At 60.3% G+C, this 22,694-nt stretch carries 15 protein-coding genes; 10 read left to right on the top strand and 5 right to left on the bottom strand.

What is annotated here, in order from left to right; translation table 11 throughout:
* The first annotated feature begins 294 nt into the window (after positions 1 to 294).
* The 5 genes from BMZ66_RS08395 (at position 295) to BMZ66_RS08415 (ending at position 7,762) form a co-directional block, all read left to right on the top strand.
* Positions 295 to 1,404, top strand: coding sequence for a hypothetical protein (locus tag BMZ66_RS08395; protein WP_143080115.1), 1,110 nt, complete (start codon positions 295 to 297; stop codon positions 1,402 to 1,404).
* Between the two features lie 156 nt (positions 1,405 to 1,560).
* A complete protein-coding gene (locus BMZ66_RS08400) occupies positions 1,561 to 4,338 on the top strand; it encodes a T9SS type A sorting domain-containing protein (protein ID WP_092671068.1) in 2,778 nt (925 codons plus the stop codon).
* A gap of 273 nt (positions 4,339 to 4,611) precedes the next feature.
* The gene (locus BMZ66_RS08405) at positions 4,612 to 5,433 is read left to right on the top strand and encodes a porin family protein (RefSeq protein WP_092671071.1); all 822 of its coding nucleotides are present in this window, start codon (positions 4,612 to 4,614) and stop codon (positions 5,431 to 5,433) included.
* 705 nt (positions 5,434 to 6,138) lie between these two features.
* Positions 6,139 to 6,594: a DUF2147 domain-containing protein gene (locus BMZ66_RS08410; protein ID WP_092671074.1), complete on the top strand. Its 456-nt coding sequence runs from the start codon at positions 6,139 to 6,141 to the stop codon at positions 6,592 to 6,594.
* A 109-nt stretch (positions 6,595 to 6,703) separates the two neighbouring features.
* Complete coding sequence (locus BMZ66_RS08415; protein WP_234795032.1) at positions 6,704 to 7,762, top strand: DUF6268 family outer membrane beta-barrel protein; 1,059 nt, start codon at positions 6,704 to 6,706, stop codon at positions 7,760 to 7,762.
* Positions 7,763 to 7,884: 122 nt separating this feature from the next.
* On the opposite strand, the gene BMZ66_RS08420 is transcribed toward BMZ66_RS08415, so the two are convergent.
* Positions 7,885 to 9,846 carry a vWA domain-containing protein gene (locus BMZ66_RS08420; protein WP_092671078.1) on the bottom strand — a complete coding sequence of 654 codons (1,962 nt, stop codon included), beginning with the start codon at positions 9,844 to 9,846 and terminating at the stop codon, positions 7,885 to 7,887.
* A gap of 104 nt (positions 9,847 to 9,950) precedes the next feature.
* On the opposite strand from BMZ66_RS08420, the gene BMZ66_RS08425 reads away from it, so the two are divergent.
* The 3 genes from BMZ66_RS08425 to BMZ66_RS08435 all read left to right on the top strand — a co-directional run bounded on the left by BMZ66_RS08425 (position 9,951) and on the right by BMZ66_RS08435 (position 13,479).
* The gene (locus BMZ66_RS08425; protein ID WP_092671081.1) at positions 9,951 to 10,640 is read left to right on the top strand and encodes an RNA polymerase sigma factor; all 690 of its coding nucleotides are present in this window, start codon (positions 9,951 to 9,953) and stop codon (positions 10,638 to 10,640) included.
* Complete coding sequence (locus BMZ66_RS08430; RefSeq protein ID WP_092671084.1) at positions 10,627 to 11,775, top strand: TonB family protein; 1,149 nt, start codon at positions 10,627 to 10,629, stop codon at positions 11,773 to 11,775. The genes BMZ66_RS08425 and BMZ66_RS08430 overlap by 14 nt, the downstream gene beginning before the upstream one ends.
* Before the next feature lie 438 nt (positions 11,776 to 12,213).
* Positions 12,214 to 13,479, top strand: a complete 1,266-nt coding sequence (locus BMZ66_RS08435) for a S8 family serine peptidase (protein ID WP_234795033.1) — start codon at positions 12,214 to 12,216, stop codon at positions 13,477 to 13,479.
* A 329-nt stretch (positions 13,480 to 13,808) separates the two neighbouring features.
* Here BMZ66_RS08435 and BMZ66_RS08440 read toward each other — a convergent pair whose 3' ends face one another.
* From BMZ66_RS08440 to BMZ66_RS25520, 4 genes are all read right to left on the bottom strand, one after another.
* Positions 13,809 to 14,891 carry a proline iminopeptidase-family hydrolase gene (locus BMZ66_RS08440; RefSeq protein WP_092671087.1) on the bottom strand — a complete coding sequence of 361 codons (1,083 nt, stop codon included), beginning with the start codon at positions 14,889 to 14,891 and terminating at the stop codon, positions 13,809 to 13,811.
* Between the two features lie 221 nt (positions 14,892 to 15,112).
* Positions 15,113 to 17,287: a S9 family peptidase gene (locus BMZ66_RS08445; RefSeq protein WP_092671090.1), complete on the bottom strand. Its 2,175-nt coding sequence runs from the start codon at positions 17,285 to 17,287 to the stop codon at positions 15,113 to 15,115.
* Positions 17,288 to 17,514: 227 nt separating this feature from the next.
* A complete protein-coding gene (locus BMZ66_RS08450) occupies positions 17,515 to 19,782 on the bottom strand; it encodes a transferrin receptor-like dimerization domain-containing protein (protein WP_092671093.1) in 2,268 nt (755 codons plus the stop codon).
* A 320-nt stretch (positions 19,783 to 20,102) separates the two neighbouring features.
* On the bottom strand, positions 20,103 to 20,279 hold the full coding sequence (locus BMZ66_RS25520) for a hypothetical protein (RefSeq protein WP_177204656.1): 177 nt from the start codon (positions 20,277 to 20,279) through the stop codon (positions 20,103 to 20,105).
* 163 nt (positions 20,280 to 20,442) lie between these two features.
* Between BMZ66_RS25520 and fumC the strand changes: the two genes are divergently transcribed.
* Both fumC and BMZ66_RS08460 read left to right on the top strand, forming a co-directional pair.
* Positions 20,443 to 21,837 carry a class II fumarate hydratase gene (gene fumC, locus BMZ66_RS08455; protein ID WP_092671096.1) on the top strand — a complete coding sequence of 465 codons (1,395 nt, stop codon included), beginning with the start codon at positions 20,443 to 20,445 and terminating at the stop codon, positions 21,835 to 21,837.
* 230 nt (positions 21,838 to 22,067) lie between these two features.
* A complete protein-coding gene (locus BMZ66_RS08460) occupies positions 22,068 to 22,658 on the top strand; it encodes a Crp/Fnr family transcriptional regulator (protein WP_092671099.1) in 591 nt (196 codons plus the stop codon).
* The last annotated feature ends 36 nt before the right edge of the window (positions 22,659 to 22,694 follow it).

Genomic DNA, 22,694 nt, shown 5'->3' on the forward strand with positions numbered 1-22,694 from the left:
GCTTCTCCTTCCGTTCTACCTCAGCAACCACGGAGGACAGACATAGCAAAGCTGCGTGGTATAACTGCGTCCTCATCCCAATCATCCAGCCTAGTTCCTAACTCTTCAGTTTTAGAAGATAAAGCTTCGCTAAATCCTGCTGTCCCTACAGTGGCGAAACAAAACATTCCGCTTTCACCCACCGCAACAGCTGCTACAACAAGCGCGACTTCAGTTTCGGCAGCAACACCGGATTCCAGTAAGGCAGCAACTTCGACCTCCGGCAATGATTCGCTGCCGGCTACCTTACGCACCTTGGCAGCCCTTGAGCGCCAAACCCTAGTTCAACTCCCTAGCATCACCACGCTTGCACCCGGGGCCCCGCCAACGGGAGACCGTACCGCTTTACTCAACAACTTGCGGGCCGAGCGGGCCGAGCTGCTCCGCTTGCATCGGCGTACCGATAGCACGTTGCTGGCGTTGGGCGACGCGCCCGGCGCATCGCTTCCGCCTGCCGTTCCATCACCAGCCCCCGACACCGCCCGGCCCCGCCCTCTAACCAACCGCTGGAGCCTGCTGCTCACGGCTGCTCCGGAGCAAAACACGCTCGGCCTGCAAGGCCGCAATGGCGATAGCCTCACGGCCTTACGCCGCAACCACGAAACCGGCCGGGCAGGCATCAATGCAGCCCTAATGGCCGAATACCGCCTCACGCCGCGCCTGAGCGTGGGCGGCGGTGTGGGCTACAGCACCTTCGGCACTAATCTGGCCCTGACCACCAAAAACACGAACCTGCAAGTGCGCTACGATACCGCCACCACGAGCAGCACTAATACCCAAACCACCACCAGCCGCACGTATACCGTTCGGCTTGTCTACATACGGCAGCTTGTCCCGGTGCCCGGGCCCGGGGCGATTCGCTACGATACCATTTATGTGCCTCGCAGCGATACGTCCTACACCACCGTGGTGCAACGCACCAACTTCCTGTTATTTAACCGGACGACGACGCCGCTCATCAGCAAGCGAGAAGCCATCGTTTCCCAGCAGCTGCAGTCCAACTACCGCTTCTTCACGGTGCCGGTGCACCTGCGCTACCGCCTCACTATGGGCCCCGGGCGCTGGTGGACCGATGTGGCGGCGGGTGCCCAGTTCCAGTTTTTCCTCGGCGGCACACAGGTGGTAACCGACGATGGCGAGAACTTCCGCACCGAAAGCATCCGGGCGGGCAGCGGGCCTTTCCGGCCGCTAAACCTGGGCTTGTCTGGCTCCCTGGCCCTGAACTATGCCCTCACCAATCGCCTCAGCGTGAGCGTGGCGCCCAGTATGCGCTGGCAGGCCCTATCGGTTTATAAAGCCGAAACCGGCTTGCGGCAGCAGCCCGTGGCCACGGGCCTGATGTTCGGGGTTCGATTCGGACTATAAATAAATAGTTAAAAGTATCAGCAGCCTTTTCTACGGATGGCTGGTCTGCAACAGTGAAACCGCAAGCACCCGTGGCCCGGCCGGCACGGAGCGGATTTACTACTGACGCACGGCCACGCTTATGGCACCCTTCCCATCCATCATTTCCTACTGCTGATGAAAATTTTGCACCCCCGCTTTCTATTTGCGCTGCTGCTACTGCTCCTGGGCTCACGCAGCGAGTTGTGGGCTCAATCCTTTGCCTGGGCCAGGGTTGCGGGCGGCACCGTCGACACCGCCTATGTGCGGGCTCAGGCCAGCGCTACCGACGCGGCGGGCAATACCTATATCATTGTCAATTTCACTAACAGTGTTCTGATTGGCACTATTCAGCTCACTGCTCCGGGCCAGAGGGCGCTGGCAGTGGTTAAATATGATTTAGCGGGCCGTCTGGAGTGGGCCAAACCGTTAGTCAACATTTCGAATCCTCATTTAGCCGCCGATAATGTCGCGGGTGGGGTCTTTGTCGTTGCGGTCAACGACGGCGGTGGCACCTGGGATGGCGCGCCCGTACCCACCGCGACCGGTGCCAGCTTTTATGCTAAATGCTCGGCAAATGGCGCGCTGCAGTGGAGCAACTCCCTACCCGTACCATACTATTCATATACCGTCGGAGACGAAAGCGTGGTGACAGATGCTTCCGGCAACGCCTACGTGAGCGGAACCGTGCGAACCGCCAGCTCCGTAGGAGGTACGCTCGTGGATGCTTCCCAAAACTACGTGTTCAAAACTGATGGCGGTGGAGCTATCCAGTGGGTGCAAGTCGTGCACGGAACGTCGACTACTACGCCGTTTAATTATTTAAAACTCGGTCCGAAACCGGCTGGTGGCTGCCTAATAAGCGGCTTCTTCGATACCACGGGCCTTTACTTGGGTTCTGGTACCGGCACTCCATTGCTCACAGGCACTACGTTGCAGTATGGTACTGTGAGCAGCTTCGACGCCGCTGGCACTCACCAATGGAGCCGGCTAGTAGGCACTGGCCTACCACCTATTCAACAGGCATCTGCCAGCATCGCGGCATTGGCAGCTGATGCCAGCGGCAACGTATACGCTACAGGTGAAGCCTCCGGCAACTTTCAGGTGGGCAGCACGACTATCAATGGCTTTATGCTGCTCAAATACGATGCGGCGGGGGCACTGCAATGGGTGCGCACAGCTACGCCAGGAGGCGGTTACAGTAGCGGCCGGCTGCTAACTGTGACTTCCAGTGGCCCAACTGTAGTGGTTCAAGGCTTCGTGACCGTGGGCACCCTGACCTTGCGGGCGCCTTTCAACTTCGTACACTTCAACGACCAAGGCCTGCCCCAATGGGTAACTGCCGACGCTTATGTCCCCCAGCCAGCCGCTACCACGCCCTATTTCGTGCCAACCGGAATGGGCAGCGACGCGCAAGGCAACATGTACCCAGTGGGCTCGTCTAGTTTTTCTTATGCGGTGACATTGCCTGCTGTTCAACTGGGTGCGCAAACCGCCGTGGGCACAGGGGCCATCGTGGCCCGGCTCAACGCATACGCTAATACGCTGCGCGGAAACGTGTACTTCGATGCAAACGCCAACGGTGTGCAGGACAGCGGCGAGGGCGTATTTCCACGTCAAACTACTGGCGTGCTGGAGCAGGGCACTGCCACAATATATTCGCCCGTAGGGCCCGACGGGGTGCTGCAAGTCTATGCAGACCCTGGGGCCTACACCCTACGCTTGGGCTCCTTGCCTGCGCACTACACCGTGTCGCAGCCTGTCAGCGGAGCCTACACCGGGAGCTTTAGCGGCAGCAACCAGCTGGTGTCCGGGCAAAACTTTGGCATTGCGCCCATTGCCAACTTGCCCGACCTCCGCATCACCCTCACCCCTTATAATTTGCCTCGGGCAGGCGAGACCACCCAATACCGCCTCACCCTGGAAAACGTGGGCACCACTACCCTACCGGCTGGTTCGGTCACCCTCACGCTTGACGCGCTGGCGCAATACATAAGGAGTACCCCCAGCGGAACTGTTTCAGGTCAGGTCATCAGGTGGAACTACGGGGCCTTGGCACCCTTCAATCAATTGAACTACGACGTACTCTGGAGCCTACCCGTGACAATTCCCCTGGCCACGCCCCTGACGACAACGGCAGCCGCACCAGTCACCGGCGACGTGGCACCCAACGACAACACTGTTGCCCTGGCCCAAACCGTAGTGGGCCCTTATGACCCCAACAGCATTGAGGTAAACTACGAATTCCTTACCCCAGCGCAGGTCACGGCACAGCAGCCGCTCGATTACACCATCCATTTTCAGAACCTGGGCACGGCATCGGCTACTACCGTCATTCTCAGCGATACCCTGGATTTCCGCAAGCTCAACTTAAATTCCCTGCTGGTGATAGCGCAGTCGCACAATTGCGTTTGGAGCCTCACCAGCAATGGCCTGCTTACCGTTCGCTTTCCCAACATCAACCTACCCGAAAGCAGCGCCGACGAAATGGGGTCACAGGGCTTTGTGCGGTTCCGGGTGCAGCCCCGCTCTACCCTAACCGTGGGAGAGATTGTTCCCAATGAGGCGGGCATCGTGTTCGACTACAATGAACCGGTGATTACCAACACGGCCACCACAACGGTATTCTTAGCCACAGCAACTCTAGTTCGGCACGATGCTACCGCCGCCTGGACAGCCTACCCCAACCCGGCAACCGACGTCGTGACGGTATCGGCTGACTTGGCCACCGCTGGCCCCGTGCGCATAGAGCTCATTGATGCGCTGGGCCGGACCGTACGCCAACAAACCTTGCAAGCCCCAGCCGGCGCCCTGCGCCAAACCCTGGATTTGCGCGGGTTGGCAGCTGGCGTGTACGTGCTGCGGCTCACCCCGCCCACTGGGTCATCTTTCACCCGGCGGTTGGTGCACGAATAATTTATCTGCTTGATCTGGCTAAGAGCCAGGCTCCCTTGCGTGGGTGGCCTGGCTTTTGGTTTTTTAAGGCCATTGATTGGTCGACTCTTAAGCAGCATTAATGGGTAAATTTCAACGCGTTGTCGGCATTACCTGAGCGAGGCAAATTCGAGGCGGCACCCACGCCAAATCTTTGGCACGGTTTTGTAATATACCCTTGCATCGGCCAGTAGCCGGGCGCCGAGCCCGCTACCAACCAGGCCGGTTCCTCTCACTCCTCTATTCTTTCTGGTCATGAAAATTTCACGCCTTTCGGGCGGCCTGGCCGCGGCTTGCCTTTTGATTTCAACTTTTGCCGGTTCAGCCTCGGCCCAGGGTGCCCGCGATGCTTATGGCAACCCCAAAGCGGCGCCATCGCCCCGGCCAGCCGGCACCGCACCAGTGCGCCGCGCGCCGGTTCGCACCCAACCATCGTATTCAGCTCCGGCCAGCACTGGCAGCAACTCCAGCGTCCGCTTCGGCTTTCGCGGCGGCCTCAACTTGGCCGATGTGCAGGGCGACGCCGTGAAGAGCTTCACCGACCTGACCGGTTATCTGCCGGAGGGCGCCATCAGCCGGGAAATGCGCCCGGGCTTCTATGCGGGCCTTTACGCCACGCTTCCGCTAGGCCCCAGCTTCGCCATTGAGCCCGGCATCACGTATTCCGAAAAAGGCACCGTGCTGCGAGGCCGGGTGCCCGTGCCAGCCCTCGACTTCCTGAACACGCAGCTCACGGGCACGGCCCGCCTAGCCTACATCGATGTACCGGTGCTCGCCAAGGTGTTCGTGACGCCCGGCTTCTACCTCTACGCCGGTCCGCAGGCCTCGTTCCTGGTTAGCGGCAAGGCCCGCGTCGAAGCTGGTGCCCTCGGCTTCAACGCCTATCGCCAGGACTTCGACCTCTCCAATCAGCTCCGCAAAGTCGACTTCGCCGCCGTGGGTGGCCTGGGCTACCAGTTCGAAAACGGCCTCGGCCTGAGTGCAGGCTACGACTACGGCCTCTCCTCCCTCGACTCCGGCAGGCGCTTCGACGCCCAGAACCGCGTAGTGAAAGTGGGCCTGAACTACTCCTTCTAATCCCCGCTGCTGATTATCAGCCATCCTATCTCAGTTATAGAAGTTCACTTATTGCTCGGGTCATTATCCGAAATAATTTATTGAAAAGGCCCCACCGCTGCAACGGTGGGGCCTTTCTGGTTTTGAATGGTCAGACCGAGTGCAGCGAAACATGTCGCTCCATCCGCCCCGCGTCTGTCATGGTCAGGCACGAAGCATCTTATCATCGCAGCACACATTGTTCAGCAGCGCTTGAGAAGCGGCTTGACACAGCCGTACCCACAACAGGAGCCAGCCCTACCTGCGAGAAAAAAACTATGGTCAGCCCGTTTACAAGCCCAAGCATGACCAAGTATCTATCCCAAGCTCAAAAGCCGTGACTAACGCAAATAAGCGCATTTTCAAAGTGCGAAAAACTAAAAATCAGCCCTGGATAAAGGGACAAATTTTAACAAAAATCACCTCCTGGCACGGCTGCTCATAATTGGTACGATTCCTGCAAAACAGCTTATTAGCAACCAACCACGGAGCAATTGACCTCCGAAACCGTGGCAGCGACTGCGCCCTGGTATCCGAGAGCTGGCCACTTTCTAGTACCTTAAGCGCTGCAGTAGTTTAACCGCGCATCACAAATCGGTTTTCAAGTGAAAATTTTCTTAGGTTGGGTGACTTCGCTGTATACATTTGCTTTTAATTGCTTTCTCACATTTTCATTTAAATCCCACCATGACCAAACGTTTTCTAGGATTCGTCCTGCTCCTTAGCCTAGTAATGGCTGCCTTCTCGGCCCAGGCCGCTGCCAACCCCGACGATGTGCTCGGGGTATGGAAAAACGGTGAGGGCACCGGCATGATTCAGATATTCAAGAAGGGCGACAAGTACTTTGGCCGCCTGGTGTGGCTGAAAGTGCCCAACAACCCCGATGGCACCCCCCGTACCGACGTGAACAACCCCGACGAGAGCAAGCGCAAGGTTTCTCTTAAAGGCCTGGAGAACATGCGGGACTTCAAATTTGCCGGCGACAACAAATGGGACAACGGCAAAATCTACGACCCCAAAAACGGCAACGACTACAGCTGCGAAATGACTTTGGTTGACCCCAACACGCTGGAAGTGCGTGGCTACATCGGCGTCTCGCTCTTCGGGCGAACCGACGTATGGAAGCGCCAAGTGAAAAAGTAGCCTCTATGTGCCGCTAAGCAAGCTCCCGAGTTATTGCCCCCAACGGGTAGTGGCTCGGGACAATGCTTTTTAGCTGTATCTTCCCACCCCATACCATCCCACCTGCTGCATGAAATATAGCTACTACGCACTTGCTGCCTGCCTGCTGGCCCTGACGCCCGCAGCGGCGCAGGTCACCGACACCACCCGCACTTCGGCCCCGGCCGGCGACGACAACTTCGACGAGTTTGGCGATGCCGGCACGGGCGGCGGCAACTACAACACCCAAAAGGTGCTCTACCTCACCCCCACCAAGCTGATTTCGGTAGGCTACGAGGCGCAGCTGCCCTTCGACCTGACCTCTGTCGGCCCATTGCCCAACAATACGACGTCGGCCGCAACCCGCGTCAATTCGGCCCGGGGGATGCGCCTGGCCTTCAACGCGCCGGTCATTTCGCGCAATGACTTCATCTTTAACGTAGGCCTCACCTACTGGAACACCGGCCTGGACCTGGCCAATACCGAATCGCCGTTTTTCAACCAGTTGAAAGACGGCCTGCGCACCACGGGCATCAACACCACCGTCTTCAACCCCTTCGACAACAAGCACTTCTTCATTCTGCAGTTCAACCTCGATGCCAACGGCAACTACCGGAACTTCAGCGATGTGAAGAGCGAGGCCTTCACTTTTAGTGGCACCGGCATTTACGGCTGGAAGCCCAACGACAACCTGCAGTGGGGCCTGGGTCTGAGCCGCACGTACCGGGCCGGACAGCTGCTCTACATTCCGGTGCTGCTCTACAACCGCACCTTCTCGCCGAAGTGGGGTTGCGAAGTCATTTTCCCAGCCCGCGCCGAGATTCGCCGCAACTTCGGTACGAACGCACTGCTGAAATTTGGCTATGAGCTCGAAGGCAACACCTATTACCTGGGCAAGGTTGGCGCCGACGAGGTGTACCTGCGCCGCGGCGAGCTGAAGCCCCGCTTCACCTACGAGCGCCAGCTGTCGGGCTTTGTGTGGCTGTCGGCCCAGGCCGGCCTGCGCTACAACTACCGCAACGACGCTTTCCGCAACCAAAACGTGACCGGCGAGCGCTCCAGCACGCTGGGCTCGGAGCCCGAGCTGTTCAAGAACACGCTCACCAACCCGCTGTATTTCAACCTCAGCCTGAACTTGGTTAGCCCGTAAGCTTATTGTTAGAGAATAAAAAAGACCCCGCCGTTTCCACGGCGGGGTCTTTTTTATTTTGTGGTCTCGTCAGTCTAGGGATAATTGTGTTGCTCAATCAACACTATTTGGAAAGTGCCGCGCTACCGCTTTCCCACGGCTTTGCTGCCGCTGAGGCCTTCGGCCAGGCGCACTAGGCGCACCAGCTCGGCGCGGTAGCCGTCGGCGTCGGTGCCGCGGGCACCGTTGGCCAGCGCTTCGGTGCTGGCCCAGGTGGCGGTGCCGCGCTGCTCGCTTTGGCGCAGTAGCATCCCAAACTGCGCCACCGCAGCAGCAAAACGGAAGTCAGGCGAGGCGCTGGCGATAGCAGCCGGCGCGCCCGTGATGGACTGAGTGAGGAGCTTGCTGCTGAGCCCGTGGGGCTGCTTGTAGCGCAGCTTCACGGTCATCACCTCCGCGGTAGCAGGTTGCCCGGCCGTGGGGGCGGCGCTCGCGGCCTGGTACTTCAGCTTGTCGACCAAGGGCTGGGAACTGCCTACGGGCACAATTTCGTAGAGGGCCGTCACGGTGTGGCCGGCGCCGAGCTCGCCGGCGTCTTTGCGGTCGTTGTTGAAGTCCTCGGCTTCCAGCATTCGGTTTTCGTAGCCCACGAGGCGGTAGTTGGCCACGCGGGCGGGGTTGAACTCGATTTGCAGCTTCACGTCTTTGGCCACCGTGAAGAGCGTGCCGCCAAACTGCGCCACCAGCACCCGAGCGGCTTCGTCGAGGTTGTCGAGGTAGGCGTAGTTGCCGTTGCCTTTGTCGGCCAGGGCTTCCATACGGGAGTCGCGCAGGTTGCCGCGGCCGCAGCCGAGCACTGTGAGAAACACGCCGCTTTCACGCTGGTCCACAATGAGCTGCTCCATGGCCCGGTCGCTGCTTTCGCCCACGTTGAAGTCGCCATCGGTGGCGAGGATGACGCGGTTGTTGCCGTCTTTGTTGAAGTGCTGCTTGGCCGTGGCATAGGCCAGGCGCAGGCCCGCGCCGCCCGCGGTGGAACCGCCGGCCTGCAGGCGGTCGATGGCATCGAGGATGACCTCGGGCTGCGAGCCGGGCGTGGGCGGCAGCACCAGGCCCGCCGCGCCGGCGTACACCACCAGCGCCACCCGGTCTTGAGGCCGCAGCTGCTTCACTAGCAGTTTCAGGCCGGCTTGCACGAGCGGCAGGCGGTCGGGGCCGTACATGGAGCCCGATACATCGACAAGGAAAACCAAGTTGGCGGGCGGCAGCTTAGCGGTCTCTATTTTTTTGGCCTGAACGCCAATGCGCACCAGCTGGTGGGCGGTGTTCCAGGGGCACACGGCCAGCTCGGTGCTGATGCGCACGGGGTCGGGCGATTCGGCGGGCGGCGCGGCGTACTCGTAGCGGAAGTAATTCAGCATTTCTTCTACCCGCACGGCGTCGCGTGGGGGCAGCTGGCCTTCGTTTAGGAAGCGGCGCACGTTGGTGTAGCTGGCATTGTCCACATCCAATGCAAACGTGCTGAGCGGCGCTTTCTTCACCTCGAAAAAGGCGTTTTCCTTGATAGTAGCGTAGGTATCGCCGGCGCCGGCTTCTTCGCGGGCTGGGTGAGACAGGCGGGGTGAGGCGTGGCTGCTGCGCCGGCTTTTGTCACTAATCATGACCCCGGCCACCTTGCCGGCCAGCACATTGCTCACGCTACCGGAAACGGAACTCACGCCTCGTATGGTGATACCCGTTACCACCACTTCGCTGAGCTGCCTGGCATCGGCTGTCAGCACCACGTCCAGCACGCGGGCCCGGCCCACGGCGTGCTCCCGGGTTACGTATCCGATGCTGGAAAAAACCAGCGTGGCCTGCGCCGCCAGCGGTACCGTCAGGGCATAAGCGCCCTTTGCATCGGTAGAGATGCCGTTGGTGGTGCCCTTCACCAGCACCGTGACGCCGGGCAGGGGTTGGCCGGTGGCTTTGTCTCGCACCGTGCCGCGCACCAGCTGGCTACGCAGGGTGTCCGGGGCCGCGGGGGCAGGTGGAGATGTTTGGGCCGACGCGCTTTGGGCCGAAACCAGCAGCGCGAGCAGCGCCGGAAGCAAGAGGTTTTTCATGGCAGCAGGGTTTGGGAATGAACTATGGCTAGCTGATGCGACCCACCCGCCGATTGCACACCGCCGAGCGAAAAAATTAGCGGCAGCGCTATCTTCCCTCCCCCATGTTCTTCCGCCGCTCTTCGCCCGCTGCTGCCGCGCCGCTCTCCGACCAGGAGTTGCTGGCCCGCTACCGCCTGCACGGCGAGGTGGCGGACCTGGGCCTGCTCTACGACCGGTACCTGCCCGAAGCGTTTGCCGTGTGCCGCCGCTACCTGGCCCCGCCCGACGAAGACGCCCAGGACGCCGTGATGCAGCTGTTTGAGCACTTGGTGAAGGCTCTGCGCACTCACGCGCCCGACAACTTCCCCGCCTGGCTGCACACCACCGCCCGCAACCACTGCCTGATGCAGCTGCGCGCCCGCAAACGCGCCGGCCCCAGCGCCGGACCGCTCATTCTCACCTTTCCCGACGCCGTTGATGTGGAAACCGCCGGCGCCCGGCATCTGGTTGACGAAGGTGCGGCCATGCAGGACGCCGAAGATGCCGAAGCCCGCCTCCAACACATGGAAGCGGCCCTGGCGCAGCTTCCGGCGGCCCAGCGCCGCTGCCTGGAATTGTTTTACCTCGAAAAGAAATGCTACCGCGACATCGCCACCGAAACCGGCCTGGAGCTGAACCTGGTGCGTAGCCACTTGCAAAACGGCAAGCGCATGCTGCGCCGCCAGCTCGACCCACCACCACCGGCCAAGGCCACCATTTCGAACGCCCCCTCCCCCGCGCCCATTAACAACCCGCTTCATGTTGCCCGCTGACTCGCCTTTTGCTCCGCTGCCCGCCCCTGGCCCTCACCCGGCCACGGAGGAGCTGCGCGCCTACGCGGCCGGCACGCTGGCTCCCTCTGAGCAGCACCGCATTGAAGCACACACCCTCGACTGCGAGCGGTGCGCCGATTTGGTGGACGGCTTCTCCATGAGCGACGCCGCCACCACCGACCAGGCCGTGACTGCTTTGCGCACCCGTCTGCACGGGCGCATTGGCATCCCCGCGCCCGGGCCCGCTGGCACCCGCTGGGCTTGGCCGCGGCTGGCGGCTGCGGCGGCCTTGCTGGGAGCGGTAGCCACCGGCGTCTGGACTTGGGAGCAGCGCCCCCCTACTGGCCCCACCGCCCGCATCGAGACTGCGCAGCCAATGGTGGCGAAAGAGCCCGCTCCCGTTGCCGAAACAGCACCCACGGCACACCCGCCAGAAGTTGCTGCCGCCAGCACTCCTGAGAAACAGCAAGCGGCAGACTACGCGGTGGCAACACCAACCAAACGGACTCGCTTAGCTACCCCACGAGCAGCCCAGCGAAGCAGGCCTGCCCGCAAGGCGCCCTCCGAGCGCATTGCCGCGCCCATAGCAAGTGACCTGGCCGATTTGGCTACTACCCAGCAAGCAGTAACTGTGTTGGAAGAAGCTCCGGCCCCTCCCGCCGTGGCTAACACCGCAATAGAAGACTCCAAAGGCACCTTAGCCGCGAAGTCTGTAGCTGCCGATACCATTTTTGCGCGCCCGAAAGCCGTAGCCGGCCGCGTGGCCATGACCCAAGCCCGGGCGCTGGCTGCCACAGACAAAGCCACGGGCTGGGCCACGGCTGCGCCCATGCCTGTCTCACCCAGCATAAAGCCTGCGCCAGTGGGTGGCTCGCCGGCACTGCGCGATTATATCCGCCGCGAGGCCTCGACTTTTGAGCCGGAAAGTGGTGCCCGACGCCTCCAAGGCACGGTCCGCGTCAGTTTCGTGGTAGAAGCCGATGGGAAGCTCAGCAACCTGAAAGTGACCCGCGGCCTGCGCGACGACTACGATGCCGAGGCCCTGCGCATAGTGTGCGAGGGGCCAACCTGGCAGCCGGGCGTCTCGGGCGGACGGCGCTCCCCGCTGCCGACCGAAGTAAACGTGCCGTTTTAACTCGGCGACTGCGCTTGTACTTGCCATGCCACCCAATGCCTTCGGCTTGGGTGGCTTTTTTTGGTCCTATGCCTTCAGTTTGGATTGGTAATTTGAACATCTTTATTTCAGCTTGAGCGCAATATTTTCATCATGTGCTAGCAGCTCAAATTACGGAAATCGAACGATTTCAAATTGTATTAAAACAATTAATGATACTAACCTTCGGCAAAATCAACGTCATAATTAAAGGCGGGGAATTATTCTAATAGCATGCTAGTTGGGCGTCCACTGTTGCAACCTAGGCTTTAAAAGGCAGCTTTTTGTCACTCCTGTAGAATTTTGAAACTCACTTAACTGGCGTGCTGAGCATAATTTTTCGAGGATTCGATTTCATACTTTCAAGCCTAGGTTTTCAATGTTTTGTGTTTCTTTATCTTGTTCCACATAGTTCACATAATGCAAAAACACTTCCCGAACATCCGCCTCGCTTCATGGCTTCTCAGTGGCTCGCTACTGGCCAGCACTTCCGTTTTTATGGGTTGCTCCAACGACACAGTCGCGCCGACCAGCTCAGTAGATACAGCCGCTGCCACCGCCGATGCCCGCCCCGATGACGTCATTCCCGGCCAATACATTGTAGTGCTGAAGGATGGCGCCGTGGCTACCTCGCCCACCGACAACTATGAGGACAAGGTGCGGAAGGTGAGAGCATCAGCCCAGGGCCTGCTACGCGGCCGTGGCCTGCGTGCCGAAGCGGTAGGTGTTGCCTACGGCCACGTGCTGAAGGGTTTTGCCGCCAAGCTAACGCCTCAGGAAGCCGCCGAGCTGGCAAAAGACGAGCAAGTGAGCTACGTAGAAGCCGACCGCATGATATCGCTGGGCAAGCCCGTGAAAGGCCCGAAGGAGCCAGCTCCTGAGCCGACTCCCACGCCCACTCCTACCCCTTCCCCCACGCCCAGCACCCAAACCGTGCCTTATGGCATCACCCGGGTAGGCTACGGCGATGGCACCGGCAAAACCGCCTGGGTTATCGACTCGGGCATCGACCTGAACCACCCCGACCTGAACGTGGACGTGACCCGCAGCCGCTCTTTCCTGAGCTCTAGCACCTCGGCTGAGGACGGCAACGGCCACGGCACGCACGTGGCTGGCACCATTGCCGCCATAAACAACACCTACGGCGTGGTGGGCGTGGCCGCCAACGCAACCGTGGTGGCGGTGCGCGTGCTCGACGCCGCCGGCAGCGGCTCTACCTCCGGCGTGATTGCCGGGGTCGACTACGTGGGCGCCAACGGCCGCGTCGGCGACGTGGCCAACATGAGCCTGGGCGGCGGTGCCTCGCAGGCCCTCGACGATGCCGTGCTCAATGCGTCGAACAAAGGCATTCTGTTTGCCCTGGCCGCCGGCAACAACAGCGGCAATGCCGCGCTCAACTCTCCGGCTCGGGTAAATGGCGCCAACATTTTCACCATCTCGGCCATGGACATTAACGACAGCTGGGCTTCGTTCTCGAACTTCGGCAACCCGCCTATCGACTACTGCATGCCCGGCGTGAGCATTAGGTCAACCTGGATTGGCGATGGCTACAACACCATCAGCGGTACTTCCATGGCCACGCCGCACATGGCCGGCGCACTCTTGCTGCGCGGCAAATCGTTTACCCTCAGCGGCAGCGTGAAGAACGACCCCGACGGCGTAGTCGACCGGATTGCGCATCTGTAAGCGCTTTTGACTTAGAACCAAAAAGGCAGCCCAAGTGGGCTGCCTTTTTTTGTTGAGTTAATGGAACGTCATGCTGAGCGGAGCCGAACCGAAGGTCGCCGTAGGCAAGCCTCTCTACCCCAAACCTGTCATGCTGAGCTTGCGAAGCATCTTCTCACGCCTCAACGATTCGTTCAGCTGCGATAAGATGCTTCGCAAGCTCAGCATGACAGACGTCTAGCAACGAAGCGAGCTAGATGCTTGCCTGCGGCGACCTGCGGTTCGGCTACGCTCAGCATGACCGGTCAGGGTTGCGTCTGGGCTTCCGGCTTTGCGGCAAAAGCTTAGGGTTACAGCGTAGTGCCGGCCTTAAACGAACCGTCATCTACCGATTTCAGGAATTTTATCAGGCCGGCGAAATAGGTTTGCTGGTCGTCGTAGAAGCTCATGTGGCTGCCGTTGGGGCAGATGAGGGCGTTGCCGTTTTTCACCTTTTGGGCCACCATGCGCATGTGCTCGGGGTCCATGGTGTCATACTGGCCGCCGATGGACAGGACCGGCACCGTAAGCTTGGGCAGGTCGGGGACGCGGTTCCAGTTGGCCAGCTTGCCGGCGATGCCGAATTCGCTGGGGCCCTGCATGGTGACGTAGAGTGACTGGTTGGTTTTGGCCATTGCGCGGTTCACGGGTTCGGGCCACTTGTCTATGGGCAGGCGCAGAACGTGCTCGGTGTAAAAATTGGGCACGAGCAGCTCCATGTAGCGGGGGTTGGCAAAGTCTTTCCGGGCCTCAATCTTCTGGATTTCGGCCAGCACCTCGGGCTTCATTTGTTTGGCTAGCACTTCCTTGGCGTAGCGGTCGTAGTCGGGGCAACTCATCATCATGTTGGAAATGATGAGGCCCTTGAGGTTTTGCTGGTACTTGAAGGCGTACTCGGCCGCCAGGATGCCGCCCCAGGAATGGCCGAGCAGAAAGAAGTTAGTCTTGTCGAGGTTGAGGGCTTGGCGCACTTGCTCTACTTCCTCCACGTAGCGCGGTAGGCTCCACATGGAGGTGTCCTTGGGGTCGTCGGAGCGGCCGCAGCCGAGTTGGTCGTAGTAGATAAACTCGATGCCTTCCTTAGGTAAGAAGTTTTCCATGCACTCGAAATACTCGTGCGTGGCGCCCGGACCGCCGTTGAGCAGCAGCACTTTCACCTTGGGGTTGTTGCCGAAGCGCTTGGTCCAGATGTTGAACTTGCCTTTGGGTGTGGTGATGGGAATAACCTGCACGCCGCCGTCCTGCACCCCAGTTTCGGTGGTGGCAAAGTAGCTGGCGGGAACCGCTGAAGTAGCGGTGGCACCTGCGGTATCAGCCGTGTTATCGGACTTGTTACAGGCGGTGAGCGACATAGCAAGCAACGTAGTAGACAGAAATAAGGAGAGATTTTTCATTGACGTGCAGAATGATGATATGAAGCCAAAAGGCCGTCATGCTGAGCTTGCCGAAGCATCTCGCGTGCGCCGGTTGTCATCCTGAGCAGAGCGAAGGACCTTATCACCTTAGAACAATTTGCAGCAATCAATCGGCACAAGCGTGATAAGGTCCTTCGCTCTGCTCAGGATGACAAGCGGCAAGCTCAGCATGACGTGCGTTTGATGGGTTTTGATAACACTCAATTCACCTCGCCTTTGGTGTTGATGTAGCGCTCAAAAAACTCGTAGGTGCGCAGCATTTGGTCGATGCGCTGGCGGTTATCGCCGGCGCGGGTGAGCTCGTGGGTGCCGCCGGGGTGGCGCACGTACTCCACCGGGCGGCCCAGCACCTTGAGGCTGCGGTACATCATTTCGCTCTGCACAAAGCCCGTGCGACGGTCGTTTTCGCCGTGGAAGAGGATGTAGGGCGTGTTGATTTTGTCGACATAGGTGAAGGGCGACTCGCGGGTGAGCACGGCCCGCACCTCGGGCTCCCAGGGATAGCCGCCGAAGTAACCGGGCACGAGGCGCCAGGCGTTACCCTCGCCGAAGAAAGTGGCCAGGTCGTACACGCCGCGCTGTGAGCAGGCGGCTTTGAAGCGCTGGTCGTGGCTGATAATCCAGGCCACGAGGTAGCCGGCGTAGGAGCCGCCGGTCACGGTGAGCTTGGCGGGGTCGGCCCAGCCTTCGGCCACGGTTTTGTCGAGGGCGGTGAGCACGTCGCTGCTCGGGCCGGTGCCCCAGTCTTTGATGTTGGCGCGCAGGAAGTCCTGGCCGTAGCCACCCGAGCCGCGGGGGTTGCTGTACACCACGCCGTAGCCCTGGGCGGCGTAGTACTGGAATTCGTGCCACATGCTGGCTTCGCCCGGGCCCCACATGGCCGAAGGCCCGCCATGGATTTCGAGCACCACCGGGTACTTGCGGCCGGCTTGGTAGCCAGCTGGTTTCATCACCCAATATTCCACCGTGAGGCCTTTATCGTTCACGAAGGTGTGCTTTTCGGGCAGCGAGAGGCGGCGGGTTTTCACCCAGTCGTTGAAGTCGCCGGCGCGCTGGGCCTTTTTCAGGCTGGCATCAGCCACGAACAAGTCGGAGGGGTTGGCAATGCCGGTTTGGGCGTACACCACCTTGTTTTTGGCCAAGCCGAAGCTTAGGATGCCCGTGTCAGCGGCCGTGAGTTTCTCCACTTTCCGAGTCTTGATGTTGGCGCGGTAAAGCGGAGCGCCGCCATTGCTTTGGGCCACGAAATACACGTACCTCTCGTCGTCGCTCCAGGTCAGGTTGCTTTTGTTGCGGTCGAATGGAATAGTGATGACGTCCTTCTCGGTGCCGTTGAGCGGCATCATGGCCAGCACCGGCACATCGACGCCTAGGGCCGGGGCCATCTGAAAAGCCAGCCACTTGCCCGACGGGGAAATAACGGGGTTGGAGTAGGATACATTCTCCTTGCCCAGCAGCAGGCGCGGTCGGCGGCCGTCGCGGTCGGCCAGGTAGATTTCGTTTTCCAGCGAGCGGTCGGGGTGCTGCAGCGAGTCGATATCGGCCGAGAGCAGCAGGTGCTTGCCATCGGGTGTAAAATCAACCTGATTGAAGCGGTAGAATCCGTTGGTAATGGCCACTGGCTTGGCCTCGGGCTGGGCGGCGTCAATCAGGAAAAACTGCGAGAACGTCTGCTCGGCGGTCACGTCGCGCTCATCCTGGAAGTTGAGCTTGGTGAGCACCTTGGCTTTTTTGTCGACTTCGTTTTTGTCGAGGTAGGCGCGCAATTCGGCCAGGCTACCATCGGCGTTGGGCTTGGCGGTGGTGGCGGCCAGCTGGTCGTTTTTGTCGAAACCAGGTTTTTCGAAGGGCCAGCGCGGCAGGGCCTTGGTGGCATTTAGCAGCGAATCTTTCAGCAGCTCGCGCAGTGGAATAGCCGACGAAAACAGTACCTGCTTGCCATCGGGCGACCATTTGGGGTTAGAGGCGCCGTGCTTGTACTTGGTGAGCTGCCGGCCCTCGCCGCCATCGGCAGCCATCACAAACACCTGGGGCTTCTCGTCCACGGTCCGCACAAAGGCCAGCTGCTGGCCATTCGGGCTCCAGGCGGGTTGCGTGGCGCCCTCTCTGGCCGACGTGAGCTGCCGGGGCTTGGCGCCGGCCTCCGTGCCCAGCAGGTAGAGCTGGCTCACGTTTTTGTAGTCGGCTTTGTTCTTTTCATCGGGCTCGATGCCCAGCACGGTGAAGGCAGCTTTGCGCCCGTCGCGGGAAAGGGTGATGCCGCCCACCTGCTTGATTTTTAGCAAATCGGTGACTTTGATTGGCTCGGTGCCTTGCTGGGCGCTGGCGGAGTTTGCAGCCAGGCAGCAGAGTAAGCCAAGGGCTATGATTTTCATGGAGATGATGTCTGTTTTTTTTAATCAATTAAGCTGCGCATTTCCTTTTCATCTGTCATCCTGAGCTTGCGAAGGACCTTCTCACGCTCCAACGGTTCGTTCCTCAGCGATAAGGTGCTTCGTGCCTCAGCATGACAGAAAAGGGCACGGGCGGCGTGGCAAATTTGCTTCGGCACGCCCAATACAGTGTAATGAGCTTGCCACAACACTATTTTTCTTAAGTAGCCCTACTGCGCCGGTGGCGAACTAGCCACGGCCGCCGCCCGGCTTACCTGACCCGCAAACCGCTCCACAGCGGCGGCCGTGCGCTTAATCTGCTCGTCGGCCTCGGCCCACTTGCGTTCTTCCACCGCTTCGCGGATGCCAGGCAGGGTTTTCACGCCGTAGCCCGTGTAGAAGCCGGGCGCGTAAATCTGGTGTCGGTACCAGGGGCGGCGGGGGAGGCCTTCGGTACTCAGCAGTTGCTGTTCGGCCTGGTATAGGAGTTGGTCGAGTTCTCTTTTGCGGGCGGCGGTGAGGCTAGGGTTGCCCTTGCGCACCAGGGCGTAGGTCTGGGCGCTTTGCTCGAGCTTCAGCAACGCGTTGTCTAGCGGCGAGAAGTTGAGGTAGGGCACGGCTTCGTGGGCTTTGGGCGGAAGCAGGGTTTCGGTCGGGTCGGCCACGGCTTCGTAACGCTTTTCGGCTAGGAGGCGGGTTTGCTTCTCGGTTTCGATGCGCATATTGTCGGCCAACTGCTTCACCTCGGTGCCGTACTTGGCCACAGTGTTGGAGAAGTTCTGGAACTCGAAGGGCAGCACGTCGGCATTGACCAGGCGCAGGGCAGCGCGGCCCATGGTTTGGGCCAGCACCTTGCAATAGGCAAAGTTGGGGTCCTTGAAGCGGGTGAAGTGGTCGAAGGAATCGTAGATTGAATGGTACTCGCCGCCTTCGCCCTCGCCGCCAAAGCCCACGTTCATCGACGGAATGCCCAGGTGTTGAATGTAGGGCGAGTAGTCGGACCCGGCACCGAGCGCGCCAATGCGCAGGTCGGCGCGGTCGCGGGCGTCTTTCTGGGCTTCGGGGCTGCCGTTTATCAGGTCGTAAGCCCGGCGCCGGTCGCTGATGGAAATGTTCTTTTGCGGGTCCGTCACGTCGCGGGCCACTTGGTTGAAAAACTTCTCCAGCGTGTGCGAGCCCGATGCGAAGAGGAAGCCGCGCTCGCTGTTGTCGGTGTTCAGGTAGGCCACCACGTTTTTTTGCAGCTGCTTGGCATTGGTTTCTGCCCACTCGGTGGAGCCGAGCAGGCCGGGCTCTTCGCCGTCCCAGGCGCAGAACATGAGCGTGCGCTTGGGTCGCCAGCCGGTTTTGGCTAGCTCACCGGCGACCCGGGCTTCTTCCATCAGCGCCACCAGGCCCGAGAGCGGGTCGCTGGCGCCGTTGACCCAGGCGTCGTGGTGATTGCCGCGCATCACCCACTGGTCGGGGTAGAGGTTGCCTTTCAGAGTGGCAATGACGTTGTAAACCGGCTCGGTTTTCCAGTTGAACGCCAGCTGCAGGTGCACCTTGGCCGGGCCGGGGCCGAGGTGGTAGGAGATGGGCAGGGCGCCGCGCCAGGCCTCCGGGGCCATGGGGCCGGCCAGGGCCGCGAGCAGGGGCTGGGCATCGCCGTAGGAAATCGGCAACACCGGGATTTGCGTCAGCGTGGGGGCTTTTTTGTAATCGAGGCGCTTAGCGTTTTTAGTGGAGCCGTAGCCGGGCGTGAGCGGGTCGCCGGGGTAGGTAGGCATGTCGAGCACGGAGCCGCGTTGGGCGCCACTTTCGGGTTTGAAGGCGCCTTTGGGGTACACATCGCCCTGCCAGTAGCCGTCGTCTTTGGGGTCGGAATAAATAAGGCAACCAATAGCGCCCTTCTCAGCCGCCACCTTGGACTTGATGCCGCGCCAGGCCCCCCCGTATTTGGCAATGACGATTTTGCCCTTCACGTTGATGCCGCGGCGCTCCAGCTCCTCGTAGTTTTTGGGCACGCCGTAGTTCACAAACACCAGCTCAGCCGTGACGTCGCCATCCTTCGAGAAGCAGTTGTAAGTGGGCAGCTGCTCGGCAGTTAGGCCCGAAGTAGCATCTTCGGCTAAAGGCTTTTCGGTTAAACTAGCCTTGAATTGCGTGGGCGCCACCATTTCCAGCACCCGCAGCTTGGGCGTCGGAAACAGCACGTACGACACGTCGATGCGCGTATCGTAGCCCCAGGACTTGAACAGGCCGGCCATGAACTCGGCGTTGTCCTTGCCGTGGGGCGAGCCCACGTGGTGAGGACGCGAGGCCATGCGCTTCATCCAGTCGCGCAGGTTGTCGGTCTTGAGTTGGGCGTCGAACTGGGCTTCGAGCTGGTATTGGGCCGCGGCCCCGGAAGCATCAAACCCCAGCAGCGGCTTGGGTTCGGCAGCGGGGGTTTGGGCAGGGGCGAGGTGGCTGGCCAGTAGCGCAGCCGCCAGCAGCAAAGAGTAGCGTTTCAGCATATGTACTTTGCGTGAAATAGGAGGGAGGCTATGAAAACCTGCATCCTGTTGAGTCTGCGAAAGGTAGCGGAAACCGGGGGTTGTTGGGAAATTAAAATTTGGGTAGGAGAGGGGACGCACGCCTGGGGGAACCTCACCCCCGGCCCCTCTCCCGCGGAGAGGGGAGCCACGGCACAAGATCCAAGTTGACTTTCAAGCAGAAAGCCTCACTGCAAATCGCAATGAGGCTTTCATTATTAATCGTCAGGCTCCCCTCTCCGCGGGAGAGGGGCCGGGGGTGAGGTTCCGCCGGGCGCGTGCACTTAGCCGTAGCGAAAAAGCTACCCGCTGTACCCGCCGCCGCTCTCCGGCTCGGTAGCACTACCGCCGGGCTTGGTAGGCGTGGGCAAGTCGCTTTCCGTCTTAACGTCAACGTCGGAATAATCAGGAGTGCCGTCGCCCTGCACGGGTACGGGGGGTTCGTTCTGAGGGTCGGGGGTGGGAGTGGGCTGGTTCATAAATGCAAACAATGTGGATTGGCATCGTGTACGACGTTGAGCGGCCAATGGCTGCGTTGTGCCGTTCCGGGCCGGCCGGGCAATGTACTTTTGCCAGCGGCAGCGGCCGAAAAGGCCTCACCGACTTCCGCACTTTTCATTCCCTCATCACTTCACCTCAAGCATGGATTTCCGCACCGAAAAGGACACCATGGGCACCGTACAGGTGCCTGCCACTGCGTACTGGGGCGCTCAAACGCAGCGTTCCATCGAGAATTTCCCCATTGCCCAGGACATCAACAAGATGCCCAAGGAAATCATCGCGGCCTTCGCATACCTGAAAAAAGCCGCCGCCTTCACCAACCGCGACGCCGGCGTGCTATCCGCCGAAAAGGCGGAACTGATTGGCAAGGTGTGCGACGAAATCCTGCGCGGTGAGCTGGCCGATTCCTTCCCGCTGGTGGTGTGGCAAACGGGCTCCGGCACGCAGAGCAACATGAACATGAACGAGGTGATTGCCTACCGCGGCCACGTGCTGCAGGGCGGCCAGCTCGCCGACGAAAAGAAGGCCCTCGCTCCCAACGACGACGTCAACAAAAGCCAAAGCTCGAACGACACCTTCCCGACGGCCATGCACATCGCGGCCTACAAAATCCTGAAGGAAACCACCATCCCTGGCATCGAGAAGCTGCGCGATGCGCTGAAAGTCAAGTCGGAGGAGTTCATGGACATCGTGAAAATCGGCCGCACCCACTTCATGGACGCCACGCCGCTCACGCTGGGCCAAGAGTTTTCGGGCTACGTGTCGCAGCTCGACCACGGCCTGCGCGCCATCAACAACACCTTTGCGCACCTAAGCGAGCTGGCCCTGGGCGGCACGGCCGTAGGCACGGGCATCAACACCCCGCCCAACTACTCGGAGAACGTCGCCAAACACATTGCCGACCTCACCGGCCTGCCCTTCATCACAGCCGAAAACAAGTTTGAGGCCCTGGCCGCGCACGACGCCATCGTGGAAGCCCACGGCGCCCTGAAAACGGTGGCCGTGAGCCTCATGAAAATCGCCAACGACATCCGCATGCTCAGCTCGGGCCCGCGCGCCGGCATCGGCGAAATTCACATCCCCGACAACGAGCCCGGCTCCAGCATCATGCCCGGCAAGGTGAACCCCACCCAGGCCGAAGCCATGACCATGGTGGCCGCTCAGGTAATGGGCAACGACGTGGCCATCACCGTCGGCGGCTCGATGGGCCACTTCGAGCTGAACGTGTTCAAGCCGATGATGATTTACAACTTCCTGCACTCGGCCCGCCTCATCGGCGACGTCTGCGTGAGCTTCACCGATAAGTGCGCCGTGGGCATCGAGCCCATCAAGGCCAACATCGACAAGCACGTGAACAGCAGCCTGATGCTGGTGACGGCCCTCAATCCGCACATCGGCTACTACAAAGCTGCCGAAATTGCCCAAACCGCCCACAAAAACGGTTCCACGCTAAAGGAAACCGCCCTGCAGCTCGGCTACGTGACCGAGGAGCAGTTCGACGAGTGGCTGAAGCCTGAGGAGATGGTAGGCCGGTAAGCCGCCCTCCCTTTTAGCGCAAGTCCCTCATACCTCAGCCGTGGTATGAGGGATTTTGCTTTTACAAAAGACTTGTTTCGGTGTACATATGCTCCTCACCCCCGGCCCTACCGGGGGTGAGGCGCAACGTAGCGCATCTTTAAAATGACCTGCTTTCCACGAGCCGCATTGGCTATGAACTATGCAGCTTATTTCGGTATTTGTCGGCCCTTATATCATTTGAATTTCCGATGCATACTGTGCCCGCATTCGCCGCCGAGGCTCGCGCCATGCTCACGGCTTCGCTGAGCACGGTTTCGTATTTGCCAGCCCCCGAAATAGCCGACTTCGTGAGCTGCTGGACCAAGGAGCTGCACGTGCCGCGCAACGAGTTTCTGGTGTCGCCGGGCCAGGCCGAGCAGTACCTGTACTTCACGCACCACGGAACCATGCGCATCTTTTACCCCACGGCCAGCGAGGAAATCTGCGTGGGCTTTGTGCACCCCGGCGAAATGGTGTGCGCCTTTCCTTTGTTTGCTATGGGCAAGCCCTCCGAGTACGCTATTCAGGCCCTGCAAGCCAGCAGCCTGATTGCCATTGCCCGCCACGAATTTCAGAGTTGCCTCGACAGCAGTCCGGCTTTTGCCCGGCTCTGGAGGTTCGAGGTGGAACGAGTGCTTATCGGGCGCATGGAGCACGAAATCGACCTCCTGCTGCCTGAGCCAGCCCAGCGCCTGGAGCGGCTACGCCAGCGCAGTCCGCACATTTTCCAGAAGGTGCCCAAGAAGTACCTGGCCTCCTACCTCCGCATGACCCCCGAAACGCTGAGCCGGCTGCGTTAAATATTGATTTCAATCAAGGCGCCGAAAAAACCATCC

Origin of the sequence: Hymenobacter arizonensis, from assembly GCF_900115775.1 — a bacterium.
Taxonomy (GTDB): domain Bacteria; phylum Bacteroidota; class Bacteroidia; order Cytophagales; family Hymenobacteraceae; genus Hymenobacter; species Hymenobacter arizonensis.